This is a genomic window from Streptomyces sp. NPDC037083 (genome assembly GCF_055606485.1).
In genome coordinates this window covers 107650-130874 of the sequence record NZ_JBVJSQ010000017.1, presented here as the reverse complement: position 1 = coordinate 130874, position 23225 = coordinate 107650, and the positions used below count along the sequence as shown (strand labels likewise).

The 23225-nt window shown below is 72.6% G+C and carries 20 protein-coding genes and 1 tRNA gene; 12 read left to right on the top strand and 9 right to left on the bottom strand.

Going from position 1 to position 23225, the window contains the following annotated elements; translation table 11 throughout:
• Positions 1–165: 165 nt before the first annotated feature.
• The gene (locus tag ACZ7DE_RS35875) at positions 166–1434 is read left to right on the top strand and encodes an SUKH-4 family immunity protein (protein WP_470768590.1); all 1269 of its coding nucleotides are present in this window, start codon (positions 166–168) and stop codon (positions 1432–1434) included.
• Positions 1435–1595: 161 nt separating this feature from the next.
• Here the strand turns inward: ACZ7DE_RS35875 and ACZ7DE_RS35870 are convergent.
• A tRNA-Cys gene (locus ACZ7DE_RS35870) sits at positions 1596–1670 on the bottom strand.
• Between the two features lie 219 nt (positions 1671–1889).
• Between ACZ7DE_RS35870 and ACZ7DE_RS35865 the strand changes: the two genes are divergently transcribed.
• From ACZ7DE_RS35865 to ACZ7DE_RS35840, 6 genes are all read left to right on the top strand, one after another.
• A complete protein-coding gene (locus ACZ7DE_RS35865; protein WP_470768589.1) occupies positions 1890–3353 on the top strand; it encodes an MFS transporter in 1464 nt (487 codons plus the stop codon).
• A 253-nt stretch (positions 3354–3606) separates the two neighbouring features.
• Entirely contained in the window at positions 3607–3801 is a 195-nt protein-coding gene (locus tag ACZ7DE_RS35860) for a hypothetical protein (protein WP_470768588.1), read from the top strand.
• Positions 3798–4193, top strand: coding sequence for a type II toxin-antitoxin system death-on-curing family toxin (locus tag ACZ7DE_RS35855; protein WP_470768587.1), 396 nt, complete (start codon positions 3798–3800; stop codon positions 4191–4193). The genes ACZ7DE_RS35860 and ACZ7DE_RS35855 overlap by 4 nt, the downstream gene beginning before the upstream one ends.
• Positions 4194–4378: 185 nt before the next feature.
• On the top strand, positions 4379–6175 hold the full coding sequence (locus ACZ7DE_RS35850; RefSeq protein WP_470768586.1) for a DEAD/DEAH box helicase: 1797 nt from the start codon (positions 4379–4381) through the stop codon (positions 6173–6175).
• 378 nt (positions 6176–6553) lie between these two features.
• Positions 6554–7204, top strand: a complete 651-nt coding sequence (locus ACZ7DE_RS35845; RefSeq protein ID WP_108999699.1) for an IclR family transcriptional regulator — start codon at positions 6554–6556, stop codon at positions 7202–7204.
• Between the two features lie 235 nt (positions 7205–7439).
• Positions 7440–8231: a YlbL family protein gene (locus ACZ7DE_RS35840; RefSeq protein WP_470768585.1), complete on the top strand. Its 792-nt coding sequence runs from the start codon at positions 7440–7442 to the stop codon at positions 8229–8231.
• Positions 8232–8235: 4 nt separating this feature from the next.
• On the opposite strand, the gene ACZ7DE_RS35835 is transcribed toward ACZ7DE_RS35840, so the two are convergent.
• Genes ACZ7DE_RS35835 through ACZ7DE_RS35815 form a run of 5 tightly spaced genes read right to left on the bottom strand, consistent with a single transcriptional unit; the run spans position 8236 to position 12479 of the window.
• Entirely contained in the window at positions 8236–9216 is a 981-nt protein-coding gene (locus ACZ7DE_RS35835; protein WP_470768584.1) for a glycine betaine ABC transporter substrate-binding protein, read from the bottom strand.
• Positions 9213–10070 (bottom strand): ABC transporter permease, encoded by an 858-nt coding sequence (locus tag ACZ7DE_RS35830; protein WP_470768656.1) that lies wholly within the window; start codon positions 10068–10070, stop codon positions 9213–9215. Before ACZ7DE_RS35830 ends, ACZ7DE_RS35835 begins: the two co-directional genes overlap by 4 nt.
• 35 nt (positions 10071–10105) lie before the next feature.
• Positions 10106–11338 carry a betaine/proline/choline family ABC transporter ATP-binding protein gene (locus tag ACZ7DE_RS35825; protein ID WP_470768583.1) on the bottom strand — a complete coding sequence of 411 codons (1233 nt, stop codon included), beginning with the start codon at positions 11336–11338 and terminating at the stop codon, positions 10106–10108.
• Positions 11331–11978, bottom strand: a complete 648-nt coding sequence (locus tag ACZ7DE_RS35820; protein ID WP_470768582.1) for an ABC transporter permease — start codon at positions 11976–11978, stop codon at positions 11331–11333. Before ACZ7DE_RS35820 ends, ACZ7DE_RS35825 begins: the two co-directional genes overlap by 8 nt.
• 6 nt (positions 11979–11984) lie before the next feature.
• Positions 11985–12479 carry an Lrp/AsnC family transcriptional regulator gene (locus ACZ7DE_RS35815; protein ID WP_470768581.1) on the bottom strand — a complete coding sequence of 165 codons (495 nt, stop codon included), beginning with the start codon at positions 12477–12479 and terminating at the stop codon, positions 11985–11987.
• 125 nt (positions 12480–12604) lie between these two features.
• Between ACZ7DE_RS35815 and hppD the strand changes: the two genes are divergently transcribed.
• The gene (gene hppD / locus ACZ7DE_RS35810; protein ID WP_470768580.1) at positions 12605–13750 is read left to right on the top strand and encodes a 4-hydroxyphenylpyruvate dioxygenase; all 1146 of its coding nucleotides are present in this window, start codon (positions 12605–12607) and stop codon (positions 13748–13750) included.
• Here the strand turns inward: hppD and ACZ7DE_RS35805 are convergent, their stop codons facing one another.
• On the bottom strand, positions 13751–15139 hold the full coding sequence (locus ACZ7DE_RS35805; protein ID WP_470768579.1) for a tetratricopeptide repeat protein: 1389 nt from the start codon (positions 15137–15139) through the stop codon (positions 13751–13753). It abuts the gene before it with no gap.
• A gap of 92 nt (positions 15140–15231) precedes the next feature.
• Here ACZ7DE_RS35805 and ACZ7DE_RS35800 point away from each other — a divergent pair, with 92 nt between their 5' ends.
• Positions 15232–16638: an FAD-binding oxidoreductase gene (locus ACZ7DE_RS35800; protein ID WP_470768578.1), complete on the top strand. Its 1407-nt coding sequence runs from the start codon at positions 15232–15234 to the stop codon at positions 16636–16638.
• Positions 16639–16742: 104 nt separating this feature from the next.
• Here ACZ7DE_RS35800 and ACZ7DE_RS35795 read toward each other — a convergent pair whose 3' ends face one another.
• A complete protein-coding gene (locus ACZ7DE_RS35795) occupies positions 16743–17222 on the bottom strand; it encodes an SsgA family sporulation/cell division regulator (protein WP_470768577.1) in 480 nt (159 codons plus the stop codon).
• A gap of 307 nt (positions 17223–17529) precedes the next feature.
• Here ACZ7DE_RS35795 and ACZ7DE_RS35790 point away from each other — a divergent pair, with 307 nt between their 5' ends.
• Entirely contained in the window at positions 17530–19206 is a 1677-nt protein-coding gene (locus tag ACZ7DE_RS35790; RefSeq protein ID WP_470768576.1) for an RDD family protein, read from the top strand.
• Between the two features lie 92 nt (positions 19207–19298).
• Positions 19299–20030, top strand: coding sequence for an RDD family protein (locus ACZ7DE_RS35785; RefSeq protein ID WP_470768575.1), 732 nt, complete (start codon positions 19299–19301; stop codon positions 20028–20030).
• A gap of 71 nt (positions 20031–20101) precedes the next feature.
• Here ACZ7DE_RS35785 and ACZ7DE_RS35780 read toward each other — a convergent pair whose 3' ends face one another.
• On the bottom strand, positions 20102–20437 hold the full coding sequence (locus ACZ7DE_RS35780) for a hypothetical protein (RefSeq protein WP_470768574.1): 336 nt from the start codon (positions 20435–20437) through the stop codon (positions 20102–20104).
• Positions 20438–20792: 355 nt separating this feature from the next.
• Here ACZ7DE_RS35780 and ACZ7DE_RS35775 point away from each other — a divergent pair, with 355 nt between their 5' ends.
• Positions 20793–23144 carry an immune inhibitor A domain-containing protein gene (locus ACZ7DE_RS35775; RefSeq protein WP_470768573.1) on the top strand — a complete coding sequence of 784 codons (2352 nt, stop codon included), beginning with the start codon at positions 20793–20795 and terminating at the stop codon, positions 23142–23144.
• Positions 23145–23225: the final 81 nt, after the last annotated feature.

Sequence of the window (23225 nt, the reverse complement as noted above, 5' to 3'; positions counted from 1 at the left end):
GTGATCGCGGCGGGGCGGGAACGCACCAGGGCGCGCTGACGTCTGTCAGCGGGGGACCGGTGTCGGGTGTGCTGGGTGCTGTCGCTGGTCGGGGCCGTTGTCAGTGGGTCCGCATAGGCTGCGGAGCAGTGGGACGGCGCACGCAACTTTCCGCACGGGGGACCGATGAGCACGACCAGGACCACCACCGCCACGACGACGATCACCTTCACCGAGGACGAGCTGAACCCCTACGTCACACACGCGCCGACGCGCCGCTGGCTGACCGGCCCCGGCCTGCCGGGCCTGCCGGGAGACGGCGCTCTGATGACGTTCGAGGCGCTGCGCACGGACGGCCTGCGCACGGTCGCCGACTCCACGGGCGACCCCGAGGGCCGGTTGGCGGCGGCGGTGCGCGACCGCCTGGTGATCGGCGGGATCCTGGGGGCCGACGGCCGTGAGACGGAGTCCGTCCTGCTCGACGGGGTGACGGGCGAGATCTCCACGACGTACTTCCTGCACGACCGCCCCGACCTGATGGACCTGCGCCCGCTCGCGCCCTCCCTGGAGAAGCTGGTGCGCTTCGCGACTGCGGTGGACGAACTGGCGGCCCTGCGCGGCCAGTTCGCCTCCTACGCCGGTCGGCTCGGTCCGAAGGCGGTGGCGGAGGCGTCCCGGCAGCTGCTGGCGGTGTTCGAGGCGGGCGCGGAGAGCGCGCAGGGCCCCGACGGCCCGTCCGGCCCGGCCGGCCTCTTCTGGAAGCTGGCGGCGGTGATCCGCCCGCTGGCCCTGGTGGCCGGCCCGGGCACCACGTCCGGTCTGGCCCTGGACCTGCCGGTCCGCCTGCTGGACGAGGAGTTCGGCTCCGGCGAGGTCGTCCGCTTCGAGGACGTCGACATCCCGAGGGCGCTCACGCACGCCCCGACCCGCCGCTTCCTGCGCGAGAGGGGGCTTCCGGAGGAGGTCGTCTGGTTCTCGCTGGAGACCGACACGCCGTTGCAGACCCTCGCCGAGTACCGCGCCGGCGACCGCATCGGTGACGAGTACTGCGCGGACGACCGCAGCGGCGTCCCGGCCGAGCAGCGGATCCCGGCCGACGCCGACCGGCTGATCCGCCTGGGCCGCCTCCTCGAGGGCACGAGCCTGGTCCTCGACGGCGGCACGGGCGCGGTGCTGAGCTGGAGCGAGCCGGACCTCGTCCTGCGTCCGCTCAACGCCGACATCTCGACCCTGGCCTTCACCCTCTGGCTGATCCGTCGCGAGCGGGCCCTGGACGCGGTGCACACCCTGACCGAGGCCTACGACCAGCTCGCCGAGACGATGTGCCGCACCCTGGCCGCCGTCGACCCGGTCGCCTGCGACCCGACCCCGGTCCGGAACACCCCCACGGACGACGGCCGACGCTACTGGCCGCAGATGTTCGAGGACGAGGCGGGCGGAGGCCTGCGCGCCTGACCCGGGCCCGCCGGGCGGCCCCGGTGCGCCCTGTCCACGGCGGAGGACAGACCGTGGCCGCACCCGGCCCCCGGCGTCCCGACGACCGCAACCGAGACGGACGACCAGGAGGGCGGCACCCCCGAAGGAGCGCCGCCCTCTCTTTCTGCCTGGTCAGGCAGTGGAGGCCATGGCGGGAATCGAACCCGCGTAACTCGCTTTGCAGGCGAGTCCCTAAGCCACTCGGGCACACGGCCGGGCCGGGGTGGGGGTGTGGGCCCCCGTCCGAACTTGGTACGTCGACCGTACGGGGGCGGAGGGAAGGGGCTCAAGGGCGGCGCGGGGGCTGCAACGGGACTGCCATACGCCGTTCATGAAACCCGGGTGGCGGGCCGGGGTCGTACGACCAAGGTCCCGGGTGCGGACCGGTCCTCCGACAGGGGTCAATGTCGGCCGTGCACCTTACGCTGACGACCATGGCCGCCCTCGAACCCCGCGACACCGGTGTCGCAGACGAAGTCCTGTCCCTCGCCGCGAAGCAGAAGGCCGACGAGGGCGTCCTCGGGCGGTCGCATCGGGCCCTCACCGTCGGGATCGTCTCCGTGGTGCTGCTCATCGCCTTCGAGGCGACCGCCGTGGGGACCGCGATGCCGGTCGCGGCGCGGGAGCTCGACGGGGTGTCGGTGTACGCGTTCGCGTTCTCGGGGTACTTCACGACGAGCCTGTTCGGGATGGTGTTCGCCGGGCAGTGGTCGGACCGGCGCGGGCCGCTCGGGTCGTTGGCGGGCGGGATCGCGGCCTTCGCGGCGGGGCTGCTGCTCTCCGGGAGCGCCCAGGTCATGTGGGTCTTCATCGTCGGGCGGGCCGTGCAGGGACTCGGCGGCGGGCTGGTGATCGTCGCGCTGTACGTCGTCGTGGGGCGCGCCTACCCGGAACGGCTGCGGCCCGCGATCATGGCCGCGTTCGCCGCCTGCTGGGTCGTGCCGTCCGTGGTCGGGCCGCTGGCCGCCGGTGCGGTGACCGAGCAACTGGGCTGGCGGTGGGTCTTCCTGGGCATACCCGCCCTCGTCGTTCTGCCGCTCGCGCTGGCGCTGCCCCGGATACGGCAGCGGGCCGGCGGGCCCGTGGAGGGGACGGCCGCCGCGGCCTTCGACCGGCGGCGGATCCGGCTCGCGCTCGCGATCTCCCTCGGCGCGGGGCTCCTGCAGTACGCCGCCCAGGACCTGCGGCCCGTGTCGGCGGCGCCGGCCGCGGCGGGGCTCGCGCTGCTCGTGCCCGCCGTGCTCGGGCTGCTTCCGCGCGGCACGTGGCGGGCGGCTCGCGGACTGCCGTCCGTGGTGCTGTTGCGCGGTGTCGCGGCCGGCTCCTTCATCGCCGCCGAGTCCTTCGTGCCCCTGATGCTCGTGACGGAGCGGGGGCTGAGCCCGACCCTGGCCGGGTTCTCGCTCGCCGCCGGCGGCGGCACCTGGGCGCTGGGATCGTGGGTGCAGTCGAGGCCGTGGGCGGAGCCGTACCGGGAACGGCTGATGGCGCTCGGGATGGTGCTGGCGGCCGCCGCCATCGCCGCGGCGCCCAGCGTGCTGATCTCCGCCGTGCCCGCCTGGACCGTGGCCGTCGCCTGGGGTTTCGGATGTTTCGGCATGGGGCTCGTCATCTCCTCCACCAGCGTGCTGCTGCTGAAGCTGTCCGCCCCGCACGAGGCGGGGGCCAACTCCGCCGCCCTGCAGATCTCGGACGGCCTCTCCAACGTGCTGCTGTTGTCCGCGGGCGGCGCCGCCTTCGCCACGCTCGGCGGTGGGAGCGTGGCGCACACGACGGCGGCCACGGCCGCGGACGGCGCCTCCCATCCGGCCGCCTTCGCCGCCGTCTTCCTGCCGATGGCCGCGGTGGCCCTCGTCGGAGCCTGGGTCACCACCCGCCTCCACGAGCGGCAACCGTGAGGCCGGGCCCGCTGAGCCCTGGAGTCGCCGACCCCGGCTGGGCCCGCTGAGCCCTGGAGTCGCCGACCCCGGCTGGGCCCGCTGAGCCCTGGAGTCGCCGACCCCGGCTGGACCTGCTGAGCCCCGGAGTCGCCGACCCCGGCTGGGCCCGCTGAGCCACCGAGTCGCCCACACCCGTCGAGCCGCTGAACCCGCTGACCCGCCCGCCCCTAAACCCGTGGCCCCCCGCTCGCCCGCCTTCTAATCTCCCCCCATGTACACCGTCAGCCTGCCCCCTGAGGTCGGCCGTGCCCTGGCCGACCTCGCCGATGCCGCCGGTTGCCGGCCCGAGGACATCGCACGGGACGCCGTGTGCGCGCGTCTGCGGGACGAGGAGGCGCGGGTGCGGGCCGAGGCCGAGCGGCTTGCCGAGGCCCACGCCGACCTGTTGAGGAGGCTGGGGGAGTGAGTCACCCGGTCCCTGCGCCCACCCGGCACCTCACCGTCGCCGAGGTCACCGAGATCGCGCGGATCGCGTTCGGGGGGAGTGCGCCCGAGGCGCGTGCGCCCGATCTGCTCGCCTCCGCCGTGCACCGGCCCCGGGCCCGGATGTTCGGCACGGCCGCCTACGACGACGTCCACGAGCAGGCGGCCGCCCTCCTGCACGCGATCGCCGCCAACCACCCCCTCGTCGACGGCAACAAACGCGCCGCGTGGCTGGCCGCGGCGACGTTTCTCGCGCTGCACGGCGTCGACCTCGCCGGCTGCGCCCAGGACGGGGCGTACGCCCTGGTCATCGACGTGGCGTCGGGCGCGGAGTCCGAGGTGTCGGCGATCGCGGAACGGCTGAGGGCGTTGTGACCTGGGTCCCACCCACGGCCGACCCGGCCTTGTTCGCGCGTTGACACCGCCGGGCCGCCGGTAGGGTGGCCCGGTTGTCATACGTAGCCGAGTCCTCTCGCACCCAGAGACGCCCGCCACCCGCCACCGCCCTATCCGACGCGCTTCGCGCGGACCCTCTTGATTCGACCCCGAACCCGGAGACCGTGACTACCACCGCTGCCACCAGCTCCTCCCACCACCTGTCGCCCGCCTTTCCCGGCCGTGCCCCATGGGGCACCGCCAGCAAGCTGCGCGCCTGGCAGCAGGGGGCGATGGAGAAGTACATCCAGGAGCAGCCACGCGACTTCCTCGCCGTCGCCACCCCCGGCGCCGGCAAGACGACGTTCGCGCTGACCCTCGCCTCCTGGCTGCTGCACCACCATGTCGTGCAGCAGGTGACCGTGGTCGCGCCGACCGAGCACCTGAAGAAGCAGTGGGCGGAAGCGGCCGCGCGGATAGGGATCCGGCTGGACCCCGAGTACAGCGCCGGGCCGCTCAGCAAGGACTACCACGGTGTCGCCGTGACGTACGCGGGCGTCGGCGTACGCCCGATGCTGCACCGCAACCGCAGTGAGCAGCGCAAGACCCTCGTCATCCTCGACGAGATCCACCACGCCGGTGACTCCAAGTCGTGGGGCGAGGCGTGCCTGGAGGCGTTCGAGCCGGCCACGCGGCGGCTCGCGCTCACCGGCACGCCGTTCCGGTCCGACACCAACCCCATCCCCTTCGTGACGTACGAGGAGGGCAACGACGGGATCCGGCGGTCCGCCGCCGACTACACCTACGGGTACGGGTCCGCGCTCGCCGACAACGTCGTCCGGCCCGTCATCTTCCTCTCCTACAGCGGCAACATGCGCTGGCGGACGAAGGCCGGCGACGAGATCGCCGCCCGGCTCGGCGAGCCGATGACCAAGGACGCGATCAGTCAGGCCTGGCGCACCGCCCTCGACCCGCGCGGCGAGTGGATGCCGAGCGTGCTGCGCGCCGCCGACCAGCGGCTCACCGAGGTCAGGAAGGCCATCCCGGACGCCGGCGCGCTCGTCATCGCCTCCGACCAGGACTCCGCGCGCGCCTACGCCAAGCTCATCCGGGAGATCACCGGGTCGAAGGCCACCCTCGTGCTGTCCGACGACACGGGCGCGTCCAACCGCATCGACGAGTTCAGTGGCAGCAACGACCGCTGGATGGTCGCGGTGCGGATGGTGTCGGAGGGCGTGGACGTGCCGCGGCTGGCGGTCGGGGTGTACGCCACCACCATCTCCACGCCGCTCTTCTTCGCGCAGGCCGTCGGACGGTTCGTGCGGTCCCGGCGGCGCGGCGAGACCGCGTCCGTCTTCCTGCCGACCGTGCCCGACCTGCTCGGCTTCGCCAACGAGATGGAGCGCGAGCGCGACCACGTCCTCGACAAGCCCAAGAAGGAGGGCGAGGAGGACCCTTACGTCGAGTCCGAGAAGGAGATGGACGAGGCGAACAAGGAGCAGGACGAGGACACCGGCGAGCAGGAGCAGTTCGCGTTCGAGGCGCTGGAGTCCGAGGCCGTCTTCGACCGGGTGATGTACAACGGCGCCGAGTTCGGCATGCAGGCCCACCCCGGGAGCGAGGAGGAGCAGGACTACCTCGGCATCCCGGGACTGCTCGAACCCGACCAGGTGCAGATGCTGCTGCAGAAGCGGCAGGCCAAGCAGATCGCGCACAGCAGGAAGAAGCCGGACACCGAGGCCGACCTGCTCGAACTGCCCGCCGAGCGGCGGCCGGTCGTCTCCCACAAGGAGATGATGGAGCTGCGCAAGCAGCTCAACACGATGGTCGGCGCGTACGTCCACCAGAGCGGCAAGCCGCACGGCGTGATCCACACCGAGCTGCGGCGCGTGTGCGGCGGACCGCCGAGCGCGGAGGCGACGGCCGGACAGCTGCGGCAGCGGATCGCCAAGGTGCAGGAGTGGGCGACCCGGATGAGGTGACGGCTGCGCAAGCCGTGGCCGTGCCGTCGGGGACGACGTGAAGTGACGGCCGTGTCCGGTGAGGGTGCGCCCCCGGCGGGGGCGCGCGCCGTGCGGCCCCGCTCCGTACGTATAGGGATAAATGCAGGTAGTCCATACCGGCCACTGACCGGATTCTGGACGGAGCCTTCCGCTCAGCGAACCTGCTTCGCTACTGTCCCGCTACGCACACGCCCCGTGGCAGCGCCGCCGCGGAGCGCAGCCGTGAAGCGACCGGCCCCGGACACGCCGGGGCCGTCTGTCGATCGGCGGCCTCTGAAGCGCGTCACTGACGGGACTCTGTGACGCAATCCGCCGCGACGGGGGCCCGCCGACCTCACCACTGAAGGAGTGGGCGTCGTGACCGCGGAGACCTCCCAGACGCTCGATCGAGGACTGAAGGTCCTCAAGCTGCTGGCCGACACCGACCACGGGCTGACCGTGACCGAGCTTTCCAACAAACTGGGCGTGAACCGGACCGTCGTGTACCGGTTGCTCGCCACGCTGGAGCAGCACGCCCTCGTACGACGTGACCTGGGCGGACGTGCCCGGGTGGGCCTCGGTGTGCTGCGGCTGGGCCGGCAGGTGCATCCGCTGGTGCGGGAGGCCGCGCTGCCCGCGCTGCGCTCGCTGGCCGAGGACATAGGGGCGACCGCGCACCTGACGCTGGTGGACGGGACGGAGGCGCTCGCCGTCGCCGTCGTCGAGCCGAGCTGGACGGACTACCACGTGGCCTACCGGGCCGGGTTCCGCCACCCGCTGGACCGGGGTGCCGCCGGCCGGGCGATCCTCTCCGCCCGGCAGAAGACGGCGCGTCCCGCCGACGAGCCCGGCTACACGCTGACGCACGGTGAACTGGAGGCCGGCGCGAGCGGCGCGGCCGCCCCGCTGCTGGGCGTCACCGGCGTCGAGGGCAGCGTGGGCGTGGTGATGCTGGCCGACGCGGTGCCCGAGCGGGTGGGCCAGCGGGTCGTGGACGCGGCACGGGAGGTGGCAGAGGCCCTGCGCTGACCACCGGCCGCCCACGACCTGCGGCCCGCCCCACGACCTGCGGGCCGCCCACGACCTGCGGCCCGCCCCACGATCTGCGGGCCGCCCACGACCTGGGGGCAGGCCCCACGATCTGCGGGCCGTCCACGACCTGCGGCCGGGACGCGCGCGGACGGGCGCGGGCCGGAGTGCGGCCCTCGTGGGCCGGAGTGCGGTCAGCCGCGGGGGCGAGATGGGGGCGCGTTAGATTTACTCCGTGCTCTCACGCCTCTCACGCCCCCAGGCCCTCGCTGTCTGCGCCCTGCCCCTCGTGGCGCTGCTCGCCACGGCCGCGTTCGCGCCGCTGCCGTTCTCGGTGGCGCAGCCGGGCATGACGGCGAACGTCCTCGGCGAGAACAAGGGGGCCCAGATCATCACGGTCTCCGGCGCGCCCACCCGGCAGACGAGCGGGCAGCTGCGGATGACGACGATCGAGGCGACCAACCCCGACACCGACGTCAGGCTCTCCGACGTGATCGACGGCTGGTTCCGCTCCGACCAGGCGATCATGCCGCGTGACTCCGTCTACCCCAGCGGGGAGAGCACCAAGGAGATCGAGCAGCACAACACCGAGCAGATGCAGAAGTCCCAGGACGCCGCGACCGAGGCCGCTCTTGCGTACCTGCACCTCGGCGACGACGACGTCAAGGTCACGCTGAAGCTGTCGGACGTGGGCGGGCCGAGCGCCGGGCTGCTGTTCTCGCTCGGCATCGTCGACAAGCTCGACGGCGACGGCAGCGGCGGCGACCTCACGGGCGGCCGCACGATCGCCGGGACGGGGACGATCGACGCCGACGGCAAGGTCGGCGCGGTCGGCGGCGTCGCCCTGAAGACGCAGGCCGCCCGGCGGGACGGGGCGACCGTGTTCCTCGTGCCCAGGGACGAGTGCGGCGACGCGAAGTCCGAGCTGCCCAAGGGGCTGCGGCTGGTCCCGGTCAGCACACTCAAGGGTGCGATCGAGGCGCTGGTCGCGCTGGAGAAGGGCAAGGGCTCGGTCCCGAGCTGCTGACCGGCTACTTCACGAGCCCCTGGTCCTTCATCCACTCCAGCGCCACCTGGTGCGGATCCTCCCCGTCGACGTCCACCCGGGCGTTCAGCTCCTGCGCGACCGTGTTGTCGAGCTTCCTCGTGATCGGGTTCAGCAGGTCCGCGATCGCCGGCCACTTCTTCAGCGTCGCGGAGTTGATCACGGGGGCCGCGTTGTAGTGCGGGAAGAAGCCCTTGTCGTCGTCCATCACCGCCAGGTCCATCGACCTGATGCGGCCGTCGGTGGTGTACACCTCCCCGTAGGAGCAACTGCCCTTCGCCGCCTGGGTGTAGATGATCCCGGTGTCCATCTGAGTGATCCGGGAGGCCGGCACGTCCAGCCCGTACGCCTTCGCCATGCCCGGCAGCCCGTCCGTCCGGTTGGCGAACTCGCCCTCCACGCACAGCGTCACGGCGGCGGGGTCCGACTTCGACAGCGCGGCCACCTCCGACAGCGTCCGCGTTCCGTGCTTCCTCACGTTGGCCCGGCTCGTGGCCAGCGCGTAGGTGTTGTCCAGCCGGGACGGCGGCAGCCAGGTCACCCCGTTCCCCAGGTCGGCGTCCCGCACCGCCTGCCACTGCCGGCGCGGGTCGGCGATGGGCTCGCCGTTGCCCATGTAGGTGATCCACGCCGTGCCCGTGTACTCGTACATGGCGTCGGCGTCGCCCCTGCGGACCGCCTCGCGGCTGCCGAGGGAGCCCTGGATGCCGGTGCGGTCCAGCACGTCCGCGCCGGCCGCCCGGAAGGCGATGCCGATCATCGCGCCGAGGACCAGGTTCTCGGTGAACGACTTGGACGTCACGGTCAGTTGAGCGCCCTCCAGCGGCTCGCCCCGTCCGATCGAGCCGGGCGAGACCTCGTCGACCATGGGGGACCCGCTGGACAGCCCGCAGCCGCAGGCCAGCAGCAGCGCCCCGGCCGGCCGGCACACCCTGCGCAGGCGCCCGCCTCCCGTCCCCCTCCTCATGCGCCCGTCTCCAGTCCCCGCGGCCGCAGCAGCACCTCGGCCAGCGAGCCCAGCCAGTCGACCAGCAGGGCCAGGGCGACGGTGAGGATCGAGCCCAGCACCAGCACCGGCATGCGCTGGTTGGTGATGCCGGCCGTGATCAGCACGCCCAGGCCGCCGCCCCCGCCGAAGGTCGCTAGGGTCGCCGTGCCGACGTTCAGGACGAGCGCCGTGCGGACGCCGGCCAGGACGAGCGGGACGGCCAGCGGCAGCTCCACCCGGGACAGCACCCCGAACGGGGACATGCCGATCCCGCGGGCCGCCTCCAGCAGGGTCGGGTCGTTCGCCTTCAGCCCGGCGACGGTGTTGGAGAGCACGGGCAGCACGGCGTAGGCGATGATGCCGACCAGGGCCGCCCGGCGGCCGATGCCCAGCCAGATCACCAGCAGCGCCAGCAGGCCGATCGCCGGGGTGGCCTGCCCCGTGTTGGCCAGGGCCAGTGCGACGGGGGCCGCCCTGCGGAACCTGTGCCGGGTCAGCAGGACGCCCAGCGGGATCGCGATGACCAGCACGAAGAACGTGGAGATCACGGTCAGCTCGACGTGCTGCCACAGCGCCTTGGACACCTGGCCGCCGGACAGCGCGTTCCGGGAGACGGCGTCCAGGTCCGCCTGCTCGAACCACAGCCAGGTCGCCAGCAGCACGGCGACCAGGAAGGCGGGCAGGAGCGTCAGCTTCCGCCGGGTGAGGCGTCGTCCCGGGGGAGCGGACGGCGGGACCGCGGGCTCCGCCTGCTCCTCGGCCCGCTCCCTCGGCCGGTCGTCGCCCCGCTCCTCCGGCCGCGCGTCGAGCCGGGCGTCCGGGCGTCCGTCCAGGGGATCGTCGAGCAGGTCGTCGAGCTCGGGGGCGCTCACGCCGTCGTCTCCCGGGCCGGGTCCCGCTGGACGGCGTGCGTCGGCACGGCCCCGGCCTCCTGCGGTTCGTGTCGCGTCTCCAGCGCCTCCAGCCGGTCGGCCTCCAGCAGTGCGTGCACGGAGTTCATCAGCGTCTCCATGTCGACGACCCCGGTGTACTCGCCCCGCCGTCCCGTCACCGCGACCCGCCCGGCGCTGTCCGTGAGGACCGCCGCCAGCGCGTCGCGCAGCGTGGCGTCCCGGGTCACGGTGCCGAGGACCGGGGTTCCGGCCCGCGCCAGGGAGCCCCGGGCCCGCATCAGGTCACCGCGGCGCAGCCACCTGTGAGGCCGGCCCTGTCCGTCCAGCAGCAGGATCTCGTTGGTGCCGCTGGAGCGCAGCCTGTTGAAGACGGTCTGCAGGGGGTCGTGCACGGTCACCGTCGGGTAGCCGGTGACCTCCACGTCCCGCACCCGGCTGAGGTTGAGCCGCTTCAGCGCCGCCCCCGCCCCCACGAACCCGGACACGAAGTCGTCCGTCGGGTTGGTGAGGATCGCCTCCGGGGTGTCGAACTGGGCGATGTGCGAGCGCTCGCGCAGCACCGCGATCCGGTCGCCCAGCTTGATGGCCTCGTCGAAGTCGTGGGTGACGAACACGATCGTCTTGTGCAGCTCGTTCTGGAGCCGGATCAGTTCGTCCTGGAGGTGGTCGCGGGTGACCGGGTCGACCGCCCCGAACGGCTCGTCCATCAGCAGCACCGGCGGATCCGCCGCCAACGCCCGCGCCACGCCCACCCGTTGCTGCTGCCCACCGGACAGCTGGCGCGGGTAGCGGCCGTGGAACTCGCCGGGGTCCAGCCCGACCAGGTGCAGCATCTCCGCCACGCGCTCCCGGATCCGCGCCTTCGGCCAGCCCGTCATCCTCGGCACGAGCGCGATGTTCTGCGCGACCGTCATGTGCGGGAAGAGACCGGACGACTGGATCGCGTAGCCGACCTTGCGTCGCAGCTTCACCGGGTCGATGCCGGTGACGTCCTCGCCGCCGATCCGGATCCGTCCGCCGCTGGGCTCGATCAGCCGGTTGATCATCTTCAGGGTGGTCGACTTCCCGCACCCCGAGGGCCCGACGAGGACGACCGTCTCACCCGCCCCGATCTTCATCGAGACGTCGTCGACCGACGGCTCGGGGCGGCCCGGGTAGCGCTTGGTGAGGTTCTCCAGCTCGATCGACGCGCCGTGCGAGTCAGACACGGATCCCCCTGGGAATCGTCAGCCGTCCGATGAGGACGTACCCGGCGTCGAACAGCAGGGCCAGCACGATGATGCCGAGCGTGCCCGCGAGCACCTGGTTGAGGGCGTTCCTGCTGCCCAGCGAGGCGATGCCGCGGAAGATCTCGTTGCCCAGGCCGGGCCCGGAGGCGTACGCGGCGATGGCGGCGATGCCCATCAGCATCTGCGTGGAGACCCGGATCCCGGTCAGGATCGGCGGCCAGGCCAGCGGCAGCTCCACCCGGGCCAGCCGCGTCAGCCGGGACATCCCGATGCCCTTCGCCGCGTCCACCAGGGAGGGATCGACGCCGCGCAGCCCGACGATCGAGTTCCGCACGATCGGCAGCAGCCCGTACAGCGTCAGCGCGATCACCGTCGGCGGCACGCCGAGTCCCGCCACCGGGATCAGCAGACCGATCATGGCCAGCGAGGGCACGGTCAGGACGGTGGAGGCGGCGGTGGTGGCGAGACCGCCCGCCCAGGCGCTGCGGTGGGCGACGACCCCGGTCAGCACCCCGACCAGGGTCGCGACGACCATGCACTGGAAGACCACGCTCGCGTGCTGACCGGCGTCGGCGAGCAGCTGCTGGTGACGGTTGTCCAGGTACTCCCAGAAGCTCACGCGCGCTCACCCCACAGGTCTGCCAGGCCCTTCCCGGTCGTCCGCGGCCTGCTCCACCAGCGGGATGATCCGCAGCGGAACGGGGTTCTCCATCACGATCGCGGTGGAGGCCCGGACAATGCCATCAAAACCGACGACCCGGTCGATGACCCGCTGGAGATCGGCGTTGGAGCGCGCCACCAGCCGGCACAGCATGTCCCCGCTGCCGGTCGTGGTGTGCAGCTCCAGCACCTCCGGCACGGTTCCCAAGTGGGCCCGGACGTCGGCCCCTTGCCCCTGCCGGATCTCCAGCGTGGCGAACGCGGTGACCGGGTAGCCGAGCGCCGCCGGATCGACCTGCGGCCCGAAGCCCCGGATGACTCCGTTCGACTGAAGCCGGTCCAGCCGCGCCTGCACGGTCCCGCGGGCCACCCCCAGCCGCCGGGACATCTCCAGCACCCCCAGCCGCGGCTCCCGTGCCAGCAGCACGATGATCCGGCCGTCCAGACGATCGATCCCCATGCCGTCCGCCTCCGATCTGGTCACCCTGTACAGAAAGCCCGCCGAAACCGCCGTACCGCTGCACACATTGCCCAGCGATGAAGCGAACTATTGCGCACCTTGCCGACGGGGGCGAGGCTTCCGTTATGACGCAGACCACACACCACACTCCCGACACCGCCCGGCAGGCCGATCCCTTCCCGGTCAAGGGAATGGACGCGGTCGTCTTCGCCGTGGGCAACGCCAAGCAGGCGGCGCACTACTACTCCACCGCCTTCGGCATGAAGCTGGTCGCCTACAGCGGACCGGAGACCGGCAACCGCGAGACCGCCTCGTACGTGCTCACCAACGGCTCGGCCCGCTTCGTGCTCACGTCCGTCATCAAGGCCGCCGGCACCTGGGGCCACTTCCTCGACCGGCACGTGGCCGAGCACGGCGACGGCGTCGTCGACCTCGCCATCGAGGTCCCGGACGCCCGTGCCGCGTACGCCTACGCGATCGAGCACGGCGCGCGCTCGGTCGCCGAGCCCTACGAGCTCAAGGACGAGCACGGCACGGTCGTCCTCGCGGCCATCGCCACCTACGGCGAGACCCGCCACACCCTCGTCGACCGCTCCGGCTACGACGGCCCCTACCTCCCGGGCTACGTGACCGCCGCCCCGATCGTCGAGCCCCCGGCCCACCGCACCTTCCAGGCCATCGACCACTGCGTCGGCAACGTCGAGCTCGGCCGGATGGACGAGTGGGTCGGCTTCTACAACAAGGTCATGGGCTTCACGAACATGAAGGAGTTCGTGGGCGACGACATCGCCACCGAGTACTCCGCCCTGATGTCGAAGGTCGTCGCCGACGGGACCCTGAAGGTCAAGTTCCCGATCAACGAGCCCGCCATCGCCAAGAAGAAGTCCCAGATCGACGAGTACCTGGAGTTCTACGGCGGAGCCGGCGTCCAGCACATCGCGCTCAACACCAACGACATCGTGCAGACGGTCCGCACGATGCGCGCGGGCGGCGTGCAGTTCCTCGACACCCCCGACTCGTACTACGACACCCTCGGCGAATGGGTCGGCGACACCCGCGTCCCCGTCGAGACCCTGCGCGAGCTGAAGATCCTCGCCGACCGCGACGAGGACGGCTACCTGCTGCAGATCTTCACCAAGCCGGTCCAGGACAAGCCGACCGTCTTCTTCGAGATCATCGAACGCCACGGCTCGATGGGCTTCGGAAAGGGCAACTTCAAGGCCCTGTTCGAGGCGATCGAGCGCGAGCAGGCCAAGCGCGGAAACCTGTAATTAGGAAGGCAGTTCCGCCGGAGCCGGCTCGTCGCCCAGCTGTGCGGCCGCTGCCCGGGCCGACGGCCCGAGCAGCGGCGAGAAGTACGGGTTGATCCGCAGCGCCTCCTGAAGGTGACGCCGGGCCGGCCCCTCCTTGCCCAGCGCCCGCTCGATCATGGCCCGGTGATAGACGTACGGCGCGCTGCGCACCGTACCCCCGTGCTCCCGGTCGGTGGCGATCACGGCGAACCGCAGGCCCTCCTCGTCCTCGCCGGCCCGGTGCAACGCCCAGCCCAGCGCGTCCGCGACGGCGATCCCCGGCTGCCTGCGCCACTCGGCCCGCAGCCGCCGCACCGCCAGGGCCGCGTCCCCGTGGTCCGCCTCGAACCGGCCCAGGATCAGGTCCCCGTCGACCCCGCCCGCCGCCTCCTGCCGGACCCGCGTCCGCACCAGGTCGTACTGCACCCGCGCCGCCCGGGCGAGCCCCAGCGACTCGTACAGCTCGCCCAGCTCCAGCGCGTACTGCGGCAACGGCTGCTTGGCGAACGCCATCCGGTAGGCGTTCAGCGCCTCCGACGTGCGCCCCAGAGCCGCCAGAGCCCGTCCCTGCCCGGCCTGCGCGGCCCGCTGGTCGGGGTCGAGCCGGACCGCCGCCTCGAAGTGCCGCAGCGCGTTCTCCCGCTCACCGCGCTCCCAGGCGAGCTGCCCGCCCCGCTCCAGCCAGGCCGCCTGCTCGGCCGGGGACGGCGCGGCCGCGGCCGCGTCCGCCAGCGCCGCCTGCGCGTCCTCGCGCCGGCCCCGGTCCCAGTAGACGCCCGCCGCCCGCGCCCGCGCGACGGGCCCGGGGTGCAGCGCCGTCAGCCGGTCCAGGGCCCGGCGGGCCTTCTTGTGGTCGCCGAGCCCGGTGTGGGCGTCGATCAGCTGCGCGTACGTCGTCCAGCGCTTCGGCGCCAGCCTGTGCGCGGCCTCGCCCCAGGCCAGCGCCGCCCGGAAGTCACGGCGCGCGTTGGCCAGCGCCGCCAGGCCGTCGAGGGCCTCGGGGTTGTTCTTCGGCCGCGTCTTCAGAGAGGTCCGCAGCGCCCGCTCCGCCTTGGGGTACAGCACGGCCACGTCCGCGGTGCGCCGGCCCTGCTCGACGTAGGCCGTGCCGAGCACCGCCCAGGACCGGGCGTCCTTCGGATGCGCCCGCACCCGGCGCTCGCGCTCCTCGATCAGCACCGCGAGGTCCGACAGCGCGGCCGGCGACCCCGCACGGACCGCGGCGCCCGCCTGCGCCCCCGGAGCGGGCCCGGGAGCCCCGGACGGCTCCTCACCGGGCAGACACACCAGCATCCCGCCGCCCAGCACGAGACACCCCACGAGCGAGCCCACCAGCGGCCGCAGACGAAACCGAGAGACCTTCTCCATGGCGCTCACTGTGCGCCAGTACGACGACCGCATGACGTCGCGGGAAGGGCCGGGCGGGCGGGGTTCACACCGATGGCCCCGGGTGCGAACCTGTGATCATGAGCCGTTTGGAAGCGCCGCGTGACGAGGTGACGGGCAACCTCCTCGACCGTCTGCTGGCCGGCCTGCCCGCCGAGGCCGTCCTCACCGACCCGGACGTCACGGGGTCCTACGCCAACGACATGGCCAGTTTCTGCCCGGCCGGGGCCCCGGCCGTCGTCGTGCTGCCGCGCACGGTCGAAGAGGTCCAGCACGTCATGCGCACGGCGACCGAGCTGCGCGTCCCGGTCGTCCCGCAGGGCGCCCGCACCGGCCTGTCCGGCGCCGCCAACGCCACCGAGGGCTGCATCGTCCTGTCCCTGACGAAGATGGACCGGGTCATCGAGATCAACCCGGTCGACCGCATCGCCGTCGTCGAACCGGGCGTCGTCAACGCGGTCCTGTCCCGGGCGGTGGGCGAACACGGCCTGTACTACCCGCCCGACCCCTCGAGCTGGGAGACGTGCACGATCGGCGGCAACATCGGCACCGCCTCGGGCGGCCTGTGCTGCGTGAAGTACGGGGTGACGGCCGAGTACGTCCTCGGACTGGACGTGGTGCTCGCCGACGGACGACTGATGTCCACCGGCCGCCGTACGGCCAAGGGCGTCGCCGGCTACGACCTCACCCGCCTGTTCGTCGGCTCGGAGGGCTCGCTGGGCGTCGTCGTGCGGGCGATCCTGGCGCTGAAGCCGCAGCCGCCGCAGCAGTTGGTGCTGGCCGCCGAGTTCGCGTCCGGGGCCGCCGCCTGCGACGCGGTGTGCCGCATCATGGCGGGCGGACACGTGCCGTCCCTCCTCGAACTGATGGACCGCACGACCGTCCGGGCCGTCAACGAGCTGACCCGCATGGGCCTGCCCGAGACCACCGAGGCGCTGCTCCTCGCCGCCTTCGACACCCCCGACCCGGCCGCGGACCTCGCCGCCGTCGCCGCGCTGTGCGAGGCGGCCGGCGCCACGCAGGTGGTCCCCGCCGACGACTTCGCCGAGTCCGAACTCCTGCTCCAGGCACGGAGGTCGTCGCTCGTCGCGCTGGAGGCCGTCAAGGGCACCACGATGATCGACGACGTGTGCGTGCCCCGGTCGAGGCTCGGCGAGATGCTCGAAGGCGTCGAACGCATCGCGGACAAGCACCGGCTGACCATCGGGGTCGTCGCCCACGCCGGGGACGGCAACACCCACCCCACGGTCTGCTTCGACGCGGCCGACCCCGACGAGTGCCGGCGCGCCCGCGAGTCCTTCGACGAGATCATGGGCCTCGGCCTGGAACTCGGCGGCACCATCACCGGCGAGCACGGCGTCGGCGTGCTGAAGAAGGAGTGGCTGGCGCGCGAGATCGGCCCGGTGGGCGTGGAGATGCAGCGCGCGGTCAAGGCGGCGTTCGACCCGCTGGGCATCCTCAACCCGGGCAAGCTGTTCTGACCGTGCGCCGCGGCCGGGCCGCCGCCGCCCCCGCGGGGGCGGGCGCCCGCCGCCGTGGTCGCCCGGCCGACGGTCGCGGCCCCCGGCCGTTCCCGCTCACCGGCTCACTCACTTCCCTCTCCGCAGTCGTCGCCCGGCCACGGGTGGGGCAGCGACAGGTCGTCCGCGGGAGTGGGGGCGAGCAGTTCGGCCAGAGCGTCGTCGATGCCGAGCCGCTCGCCCTCGGTCCCCGGCGGCACCGCCCGCAGCGTCCGCTCCAGCCAGGCCGAGACCTGGGCCGCCGGCGCCTCCAGAAGGGCGTCGCCGTCCGGCGAGCTCAGCGCCATCAGCACGACGCTGCGACCGTCCGCCTTCGTCGGCCACACCCGCACGTCCCCCTGTCCGCACGGCCGGAACACGCCCTCGACCAGCAGCTCGCGGGCGAACGTCCAGGCCACCGGTTGCTCGGAGTTGATGTGGAAGGTGACACGGACGGCGAACGGGTCGTCGCCGCGGTAGCCGAGCCGGGCCGGGACCCGGATGCTGCGCTCGGGCGACAGGATGAGCTTCAGCTCCAGCTCGCGCTCCACCACGGTGTGATGCATGTCGTTCTCCTCTCGGTACGGCTGTCGTACGTGCCTTCGGGCGGGCTCTCGGACGGGCCCGTACGAGTGGAGAGGGCGTGGACCCGGAACCATTACGCGGATTCGGAGAACTTTTTCGGCGGGCCCCGCGGCGGGCCCCCACCGCGGGGCCCGGGGGGCGGTCCGGCGGGCGGTCCGGGACGTGTGAAGAGCGTGCACGGGGTTGCCCGGAAAGGTGGCCGTATGGCCAGAGCCGCCCGGGCCCACGCGCGCGTCTGATAAATGTGGACCCCCCATCCCACCCCCGAGCAGATACGGGACGACGGACATGAGCGCCCCAACCCCGGCACCCGGCGACGACAGGCCCCGCGAGGGGTACTACCCGGACCCTTCCATCCCTGGATACGTCCGGTACTGGAACGGTGCCTCCTGGGTACCGGGCACCAGCCGGCCTGCGCCGTCCGACGGCCGGCCGCTCACGCCCCCGCCCGGCGGGCCCGCGCCCTCCGTGGAGGAGACCGGGCCGCACTTCTTCGACGAGGACCCCGCGCCCGCCGACCCGTACGGCGGCCGTTCCGAGCCGTCCTCCGCGTGGGGCGCCGACCGCTCCCGCCAGTCCGGCTTCGGCGGCGACCAGGACCGCCGGGTCTCCTGGGGCGCCCCGCAGGGCTCCGACCCGAGGGCGCCCGCGCCCGCCCCGGCGCAGCCCGAGGGCCGGTCGACGAGCACGGACGGCATGGCGACGATCCCGCCCGCGGAGCCGGAGGACGGCGCGGGCGCGGGGGGCGGGGTCCCCGGGGGCACGTTCGTGTTCCGGCGGCCGACGGCGGGCGGCCCCGCCGCCGGGTCGCCGTCCGGCGCGGCTCATGCCGGTCCCGCCGGCACTGCCGGTCCTGTTCCCGACGAGGGCACCGTGACCTTCCGTGCGCCGGCCCCGCGCACGGGTCACCAGGACGCCCCCGCCGCGCCCTTCGCCCCCGCCGCCCAGGGCCCGACGACCGCCCCGCAGGGCCCGGCGGGCGCGTCGGCGTTTCCGGACGCGGCGGGCGCCCAGGGGCCGGGCCGGGCCCAGGCGGCGGTCGGCGGAACCGCTCCCGCCAAGCCGGGGTTCGGCGCGGGCATGGCGGCCGCCGAGCGTGCGGTGGCCGTGCAGCCGGCCGTTCCGGCTCCGCAGGGCGGCCCCGCGCAGCCCGCACCGGCCGCCGCGCCCGCCCCCGCCCCGCAGGGGCCCTCGGGGTTCCCGGCCGCCGCGCCCGCCCCCGCCACCCCCCAGCCGCCCGCTCCGGCCGTACCGCAGCAGCCCTCGGGCCCCGTCGGAGCCCAGCCGCAGCCCGCCGCGCCCGCAGGGGCCGCCGCTCAGGCGGCGGTGCCCGGGGCCGCCCCGATGGCCGCGGGCCCCGGTGGCGGGCAGCCCTCCTGGGCGCAGCAGGTGCACCGGCTCGCGGGGGCCGAGGACGGGCCCGTCGCGCCCTGGAAGCCGCCGGTGGAGGACATCTTCCAGGCGGCGGCCCGGCGTCAGGCCTCGGCCCGTCCCGCCGGTCTCGGCAAGCGGCTGGCCGCCCGCCTCGTCGACACGCTCGTCCTCGCGGCCGTCACCGGAGCGGTCGCGGTGCCGCTGGGCGTGAAGGCGCTCGACCACGTCAACGAGAAGATCGACGCGGCCAAGCTCACCGGGGAGACCGTCACCGTCTGGCTGCTCGACGGCACCACGTCGGTGTACCTGGGGATCGTCGTCGCAGTCCTGCTGGTCTTCGGGATCGTCTACGAGGCCCTGCCGACCGCCAAGTGGGGTCGCACGCTGGGCAAGAAGCTGCTCGGGCTCGAGGTGCGGGACATCGAGGGCGGCGAGCCCCCGTCCTACGGGGCGGCCGTGCGCCGCTGGCTCGTCTACAGCGTGCCCGGTCTGCTCGTGGTGGGCGTCGTGGGCGTCGTCTGGGGTCTGTTCGACAGGCCGTGGCGGCAGTGCTGGCACGACAAGGCGGCGCACACCTTCGTGGCGGGCTGACCGCGCCCGGCGCCCCCGGGGCCCGGACTCCCGTACTCCGTACGGACCCTCGCCGGATGCGGGGGGTGGCCGATCGCGGTCGACTCGGGGGCATGAGCACCGAACCGCCCCCCGGGTCCGGCGGCGGCGAGCCGCCGGAGGACGACCCGTTCAGGAAACGGCCCGAGCAGCCCCCGCCGCCCCCGCAGGACGGGGAGCAGCCTCCGTACGGCCAGGGGCAGGGTTCGCCGTACGACGGCCCGCACGGGCCCCAGGACCCGCAGGGTCCGTACGGCGGCGGGGCCGGACAGCCTCCGCCCCACGGCGGCGGCCCCTACGGCGGCGGCCCGTACGGCGGCGGCCCCTATGGCGGTTATCCGGCCGACCCGCTAGCCGGGATGCCCCCGCTCGCCGACAGCGCCAGGCGCACGCTGGCGCGGATCATCGACATGATCCTGGTCTTCATCGTGGTGACTCTGCTGGCGTGGGCCTTCGGGGTCGCGCAGTACACGGTGGACGCGGACCGGATCGAGTTCGGCAAGACCTTCGGCCGGGAGGTCGTCACCGCGATCCTGTACGTCGCGTACGACACGATCCTGATCGCCAAGTCGGGCCAGACGCTGGGCAAGAAGTGGCTCGGCATGCGGGTGGCCAACCTCGACGACGGGGCCACGCCCTCGGCGCAGACGTCGCTGGTCCGCGCCCTGGTGCTGTGGGTGCCGTTCGCGTTCTGCTGCGCCTGTGTGTGGACGGCGATCTGTGGCGGCTGGAGCTACTTCGACAAGCCCTACAAGCAGGGCCTGCACGACAAGGCGGCCAAGACGGTGGTGGTCAGCACCGCCTGACGGACCGTCAGGCGCACGCACGACGAGGGGCCCGCACGTGAGGTGCGGGCCCCTCGTCGTGGCGGTGCGGGTCAGGGGGCCGTGGGCTCCCTGACGGGCTCGGACGCCGAGGCGACCGAAGCCGCCGCGTGCGCCTTCACGGGCGCGTGCGCGGCGACGGTGACGGGAACCGTGACGGGCTGGGGCCGGCTCGCGGACTCGCTCGCGGCGGAACGGGCCACGGGAGTCCTGGAGGGCTTCGGCGTGGGCACCGTCATGGCGACGAGCACGCCGAGCGCGACCGCGGCGACGACGATGACGGCGATCCCGGGGCCCGAACTCGTCTGTGACAGCAGCAGCATGGCGAGCGTCGAGAAGATGACGGTGCAGGAACCGTATGTGAGCTGTGCGACAGTCGGACGAGGCATGGCAATCGTGTCCTCGGAAGCGGGGGCGGTCTCGACTCTATTCGCCTGCATGCCCGAGTGGAACGAACGGTAAGCGTGACCTAACCCACGGTGCCGGTGCACAGGGGGCGCACGGAGTCATGGCGTCCACCAAGTGGACTGTCCTGCGCGCCCGTCACGTTGCCGTCATATGTCCGCAATGCGAACACCGGCTCCCGATAATGCAATTGACTTGTCCAAGTCAAGGTCTGTCTTTTCTCGCAAACCAGTAGTCAAATGGCGTCACTTGACTACACGCGTATAACAGCGCGCGGACCTTCCTTGACAGGGGACCCCCCTTTCCGCGCGCACGGGCGCGTGCGTGGGAGGACATCAAGTGAGCAGTAGATCCTGGACGTATCGGACAGCCGCGACGGTCGTCGCACTCGCGGCGGCCTCGGCGACGTTCACGACGTTCGCCGTGGCGCAGGCCGCCGAGAACGGCTCGGCGAAGGCCCCGGCGGCGGACCGGCACGACCCGCAGCCGGCGAAGGCCAAGGAGCACGACTTCGACGGCCCGCTCAGCAAGACACAGGACGCCCAGCGCGAGGAGGCACTCAAGCAGGTCATATCCGGCAAGGCGTCGGTCAAGGACCGCTCGGGCTCCAAGGTCGTCCAGCTCAAGAGCCGCAAGGGCGACAGCAAGTACGTCGAACTCGGCCGGGAGAAGACCGACAAGATCTTCACGATCCTCGTCGAGTTCGGCGACCAGGTCGACTCGCGCTACGGCGGCACGGCCGGCCCGCTGCACAACCAGATAGCCGCGCCGGACCGCACCAAGGACAACTCCACGGCCTGGCAGGCGGACTACAACCAGAAGCACTTCCAGGACCTGTACTTCGGCACCGGCAACAAGACCGAGTCGCTGAAGAAGTACTACGAGAAGCAGTCCTCGGGCCGCTACTCGGTCGAGGGCAAGGTCACCGACTGGGTCAAGGTCCCCTACAACGAGGCCCGTTACGGCTCCAACAAGGCCTCCACCGGCGCCTGGTACGCGGTCCAGGACGGCGTCAACGCCTGGGTCGCTCAGCGCAAGGCGGCCGGCGCCACCCCCGCCCAGATCAAGGCGGAGCTGGCCCAGTTCGACCAGTGGGACCGCTACGACTTCGACGGCGACGGCAACTTCAACGAGCCCGACGGCTACATCGACCACTTCCAGATCGTGCACGCCGGCGAGGACGAGTCCGCGGGCGGCGGCGCGCAGGGCGAGGACGCCATCTGGGCCCACCGCTGGTACGCCTTCGGCACCGACGCCGGAGCCACCGGCCCGGACGCCAACAAGCTCGGCGGCACCCAGGTCGGCGACACCGGCATCTGGGTCGGCGACTACACCATCCAGCCGGAGAACGGCGGACTCGGCGTCTACGCGCACGAGTACGGCCACGACCTCGGCCTGCCGGACGAGTACGACACCTCCGGCGGCGGTGAGAACTCCACCGGCTTCTGGACGCTGATGTCCTCCGGTTCCTGGCTCGGCACCGGCAAGGAGGCCATCGGCGACCTGCCCGGCGACATGAACGCCTGGGACAAGCTGCAGTTGGGCTGGCTGGACTACGACGTGGCCAAGGCGGGCGTGAAGTCCACCCACACGCTCGGGGTCGCGGAGTACAACACCAAGAACGCCCAGGCCCTGGTGGTCCAGCTGCCGGACAAGAAGGTCACCACCGAGGTGGTCGCCCCGGCCGAGGGCGCCACGCAGTGGTGGAGCGGCAGCGGCGACGACCTGCGCAACACCCTCACCCGTGACGTCGACCTGACCGGCAGGACCTCCGCCGCCCTTTCCCTGGACGGCTGGTGGGACATCGAGAAGGACTACGACTACCTGTACACCGAGGTCTCCACCGACGGCGGCGCCAGCTACACGCCCGTCGACGGCACGCTGGCCGACGGCACCGCGATCCCGCGCGACGGCAGCGGCAAGCCCGCGCTCACCGGCACGGTCGCGGCCTACCAGAAGCTGACGTTCCCGCTGGACGCCTACGCCGGCAAGAAGATCAGCCTGCGCTTCCGCTACGCCACCGACGGCGGCGTGGCCCAGAAGGGCTTCGCGGCCGACGAGATCAAGGTGACGGCGGACGGCGCCACGCTCTTCTCGGACAACGCCGAGACGGCCGACGCGGCCTGGAAGGCGACCGGCTTCTCGCGCATCGGCGCGTCCATCACGGACGACTACGCGCAGTACTACATCGCCGAGAACCGCCAGTACGTCTCGTACGACAAGACCCTCAAGGTCGGCCCGTACAACTTCGGCTTCTCGACCACCCGTCCCAGCTGGGTGGAGCACTACCCGTACCAGAACGGCCTGCTGATCTGGAAGTGGGACACCTCCCAGGCGGACGACAACACCAGCGTCCACCCGGGCCAGGGCCTGATCCTTCCGATCGACTCGCACCCGACCCCGCTGAAGTGGGCCGACGGCACCGCGATGAACGCCCGTCTGCAGAGCTTCGACTCGCCGTTCAGCCGGTACCGCACGGACGCGATCACCCTCCACAAGGCGGATGTCGCGGTCAAGATCAAGTCCCGCCCGGGCGTGCCGGTCTTCGACGACGGCAAGTCGACGTACTACGACGCGTCGACCCCGCTCGCGGGCGTCAAGGTCACTGACACCAACACCTCGATCAAGATCGTCAGCGAGCCCGTCAGCGGCTCCACGATCAAGGTGAAGGTCGGTCCGTCGGCGAAGTAGCCGACGTTTTCGCAGGTCAGACAAGTATCGGCGGCAACCCCCTGGCGGGTTGCCGCCGATCGTGTTTAGGTGCCTCCTGTG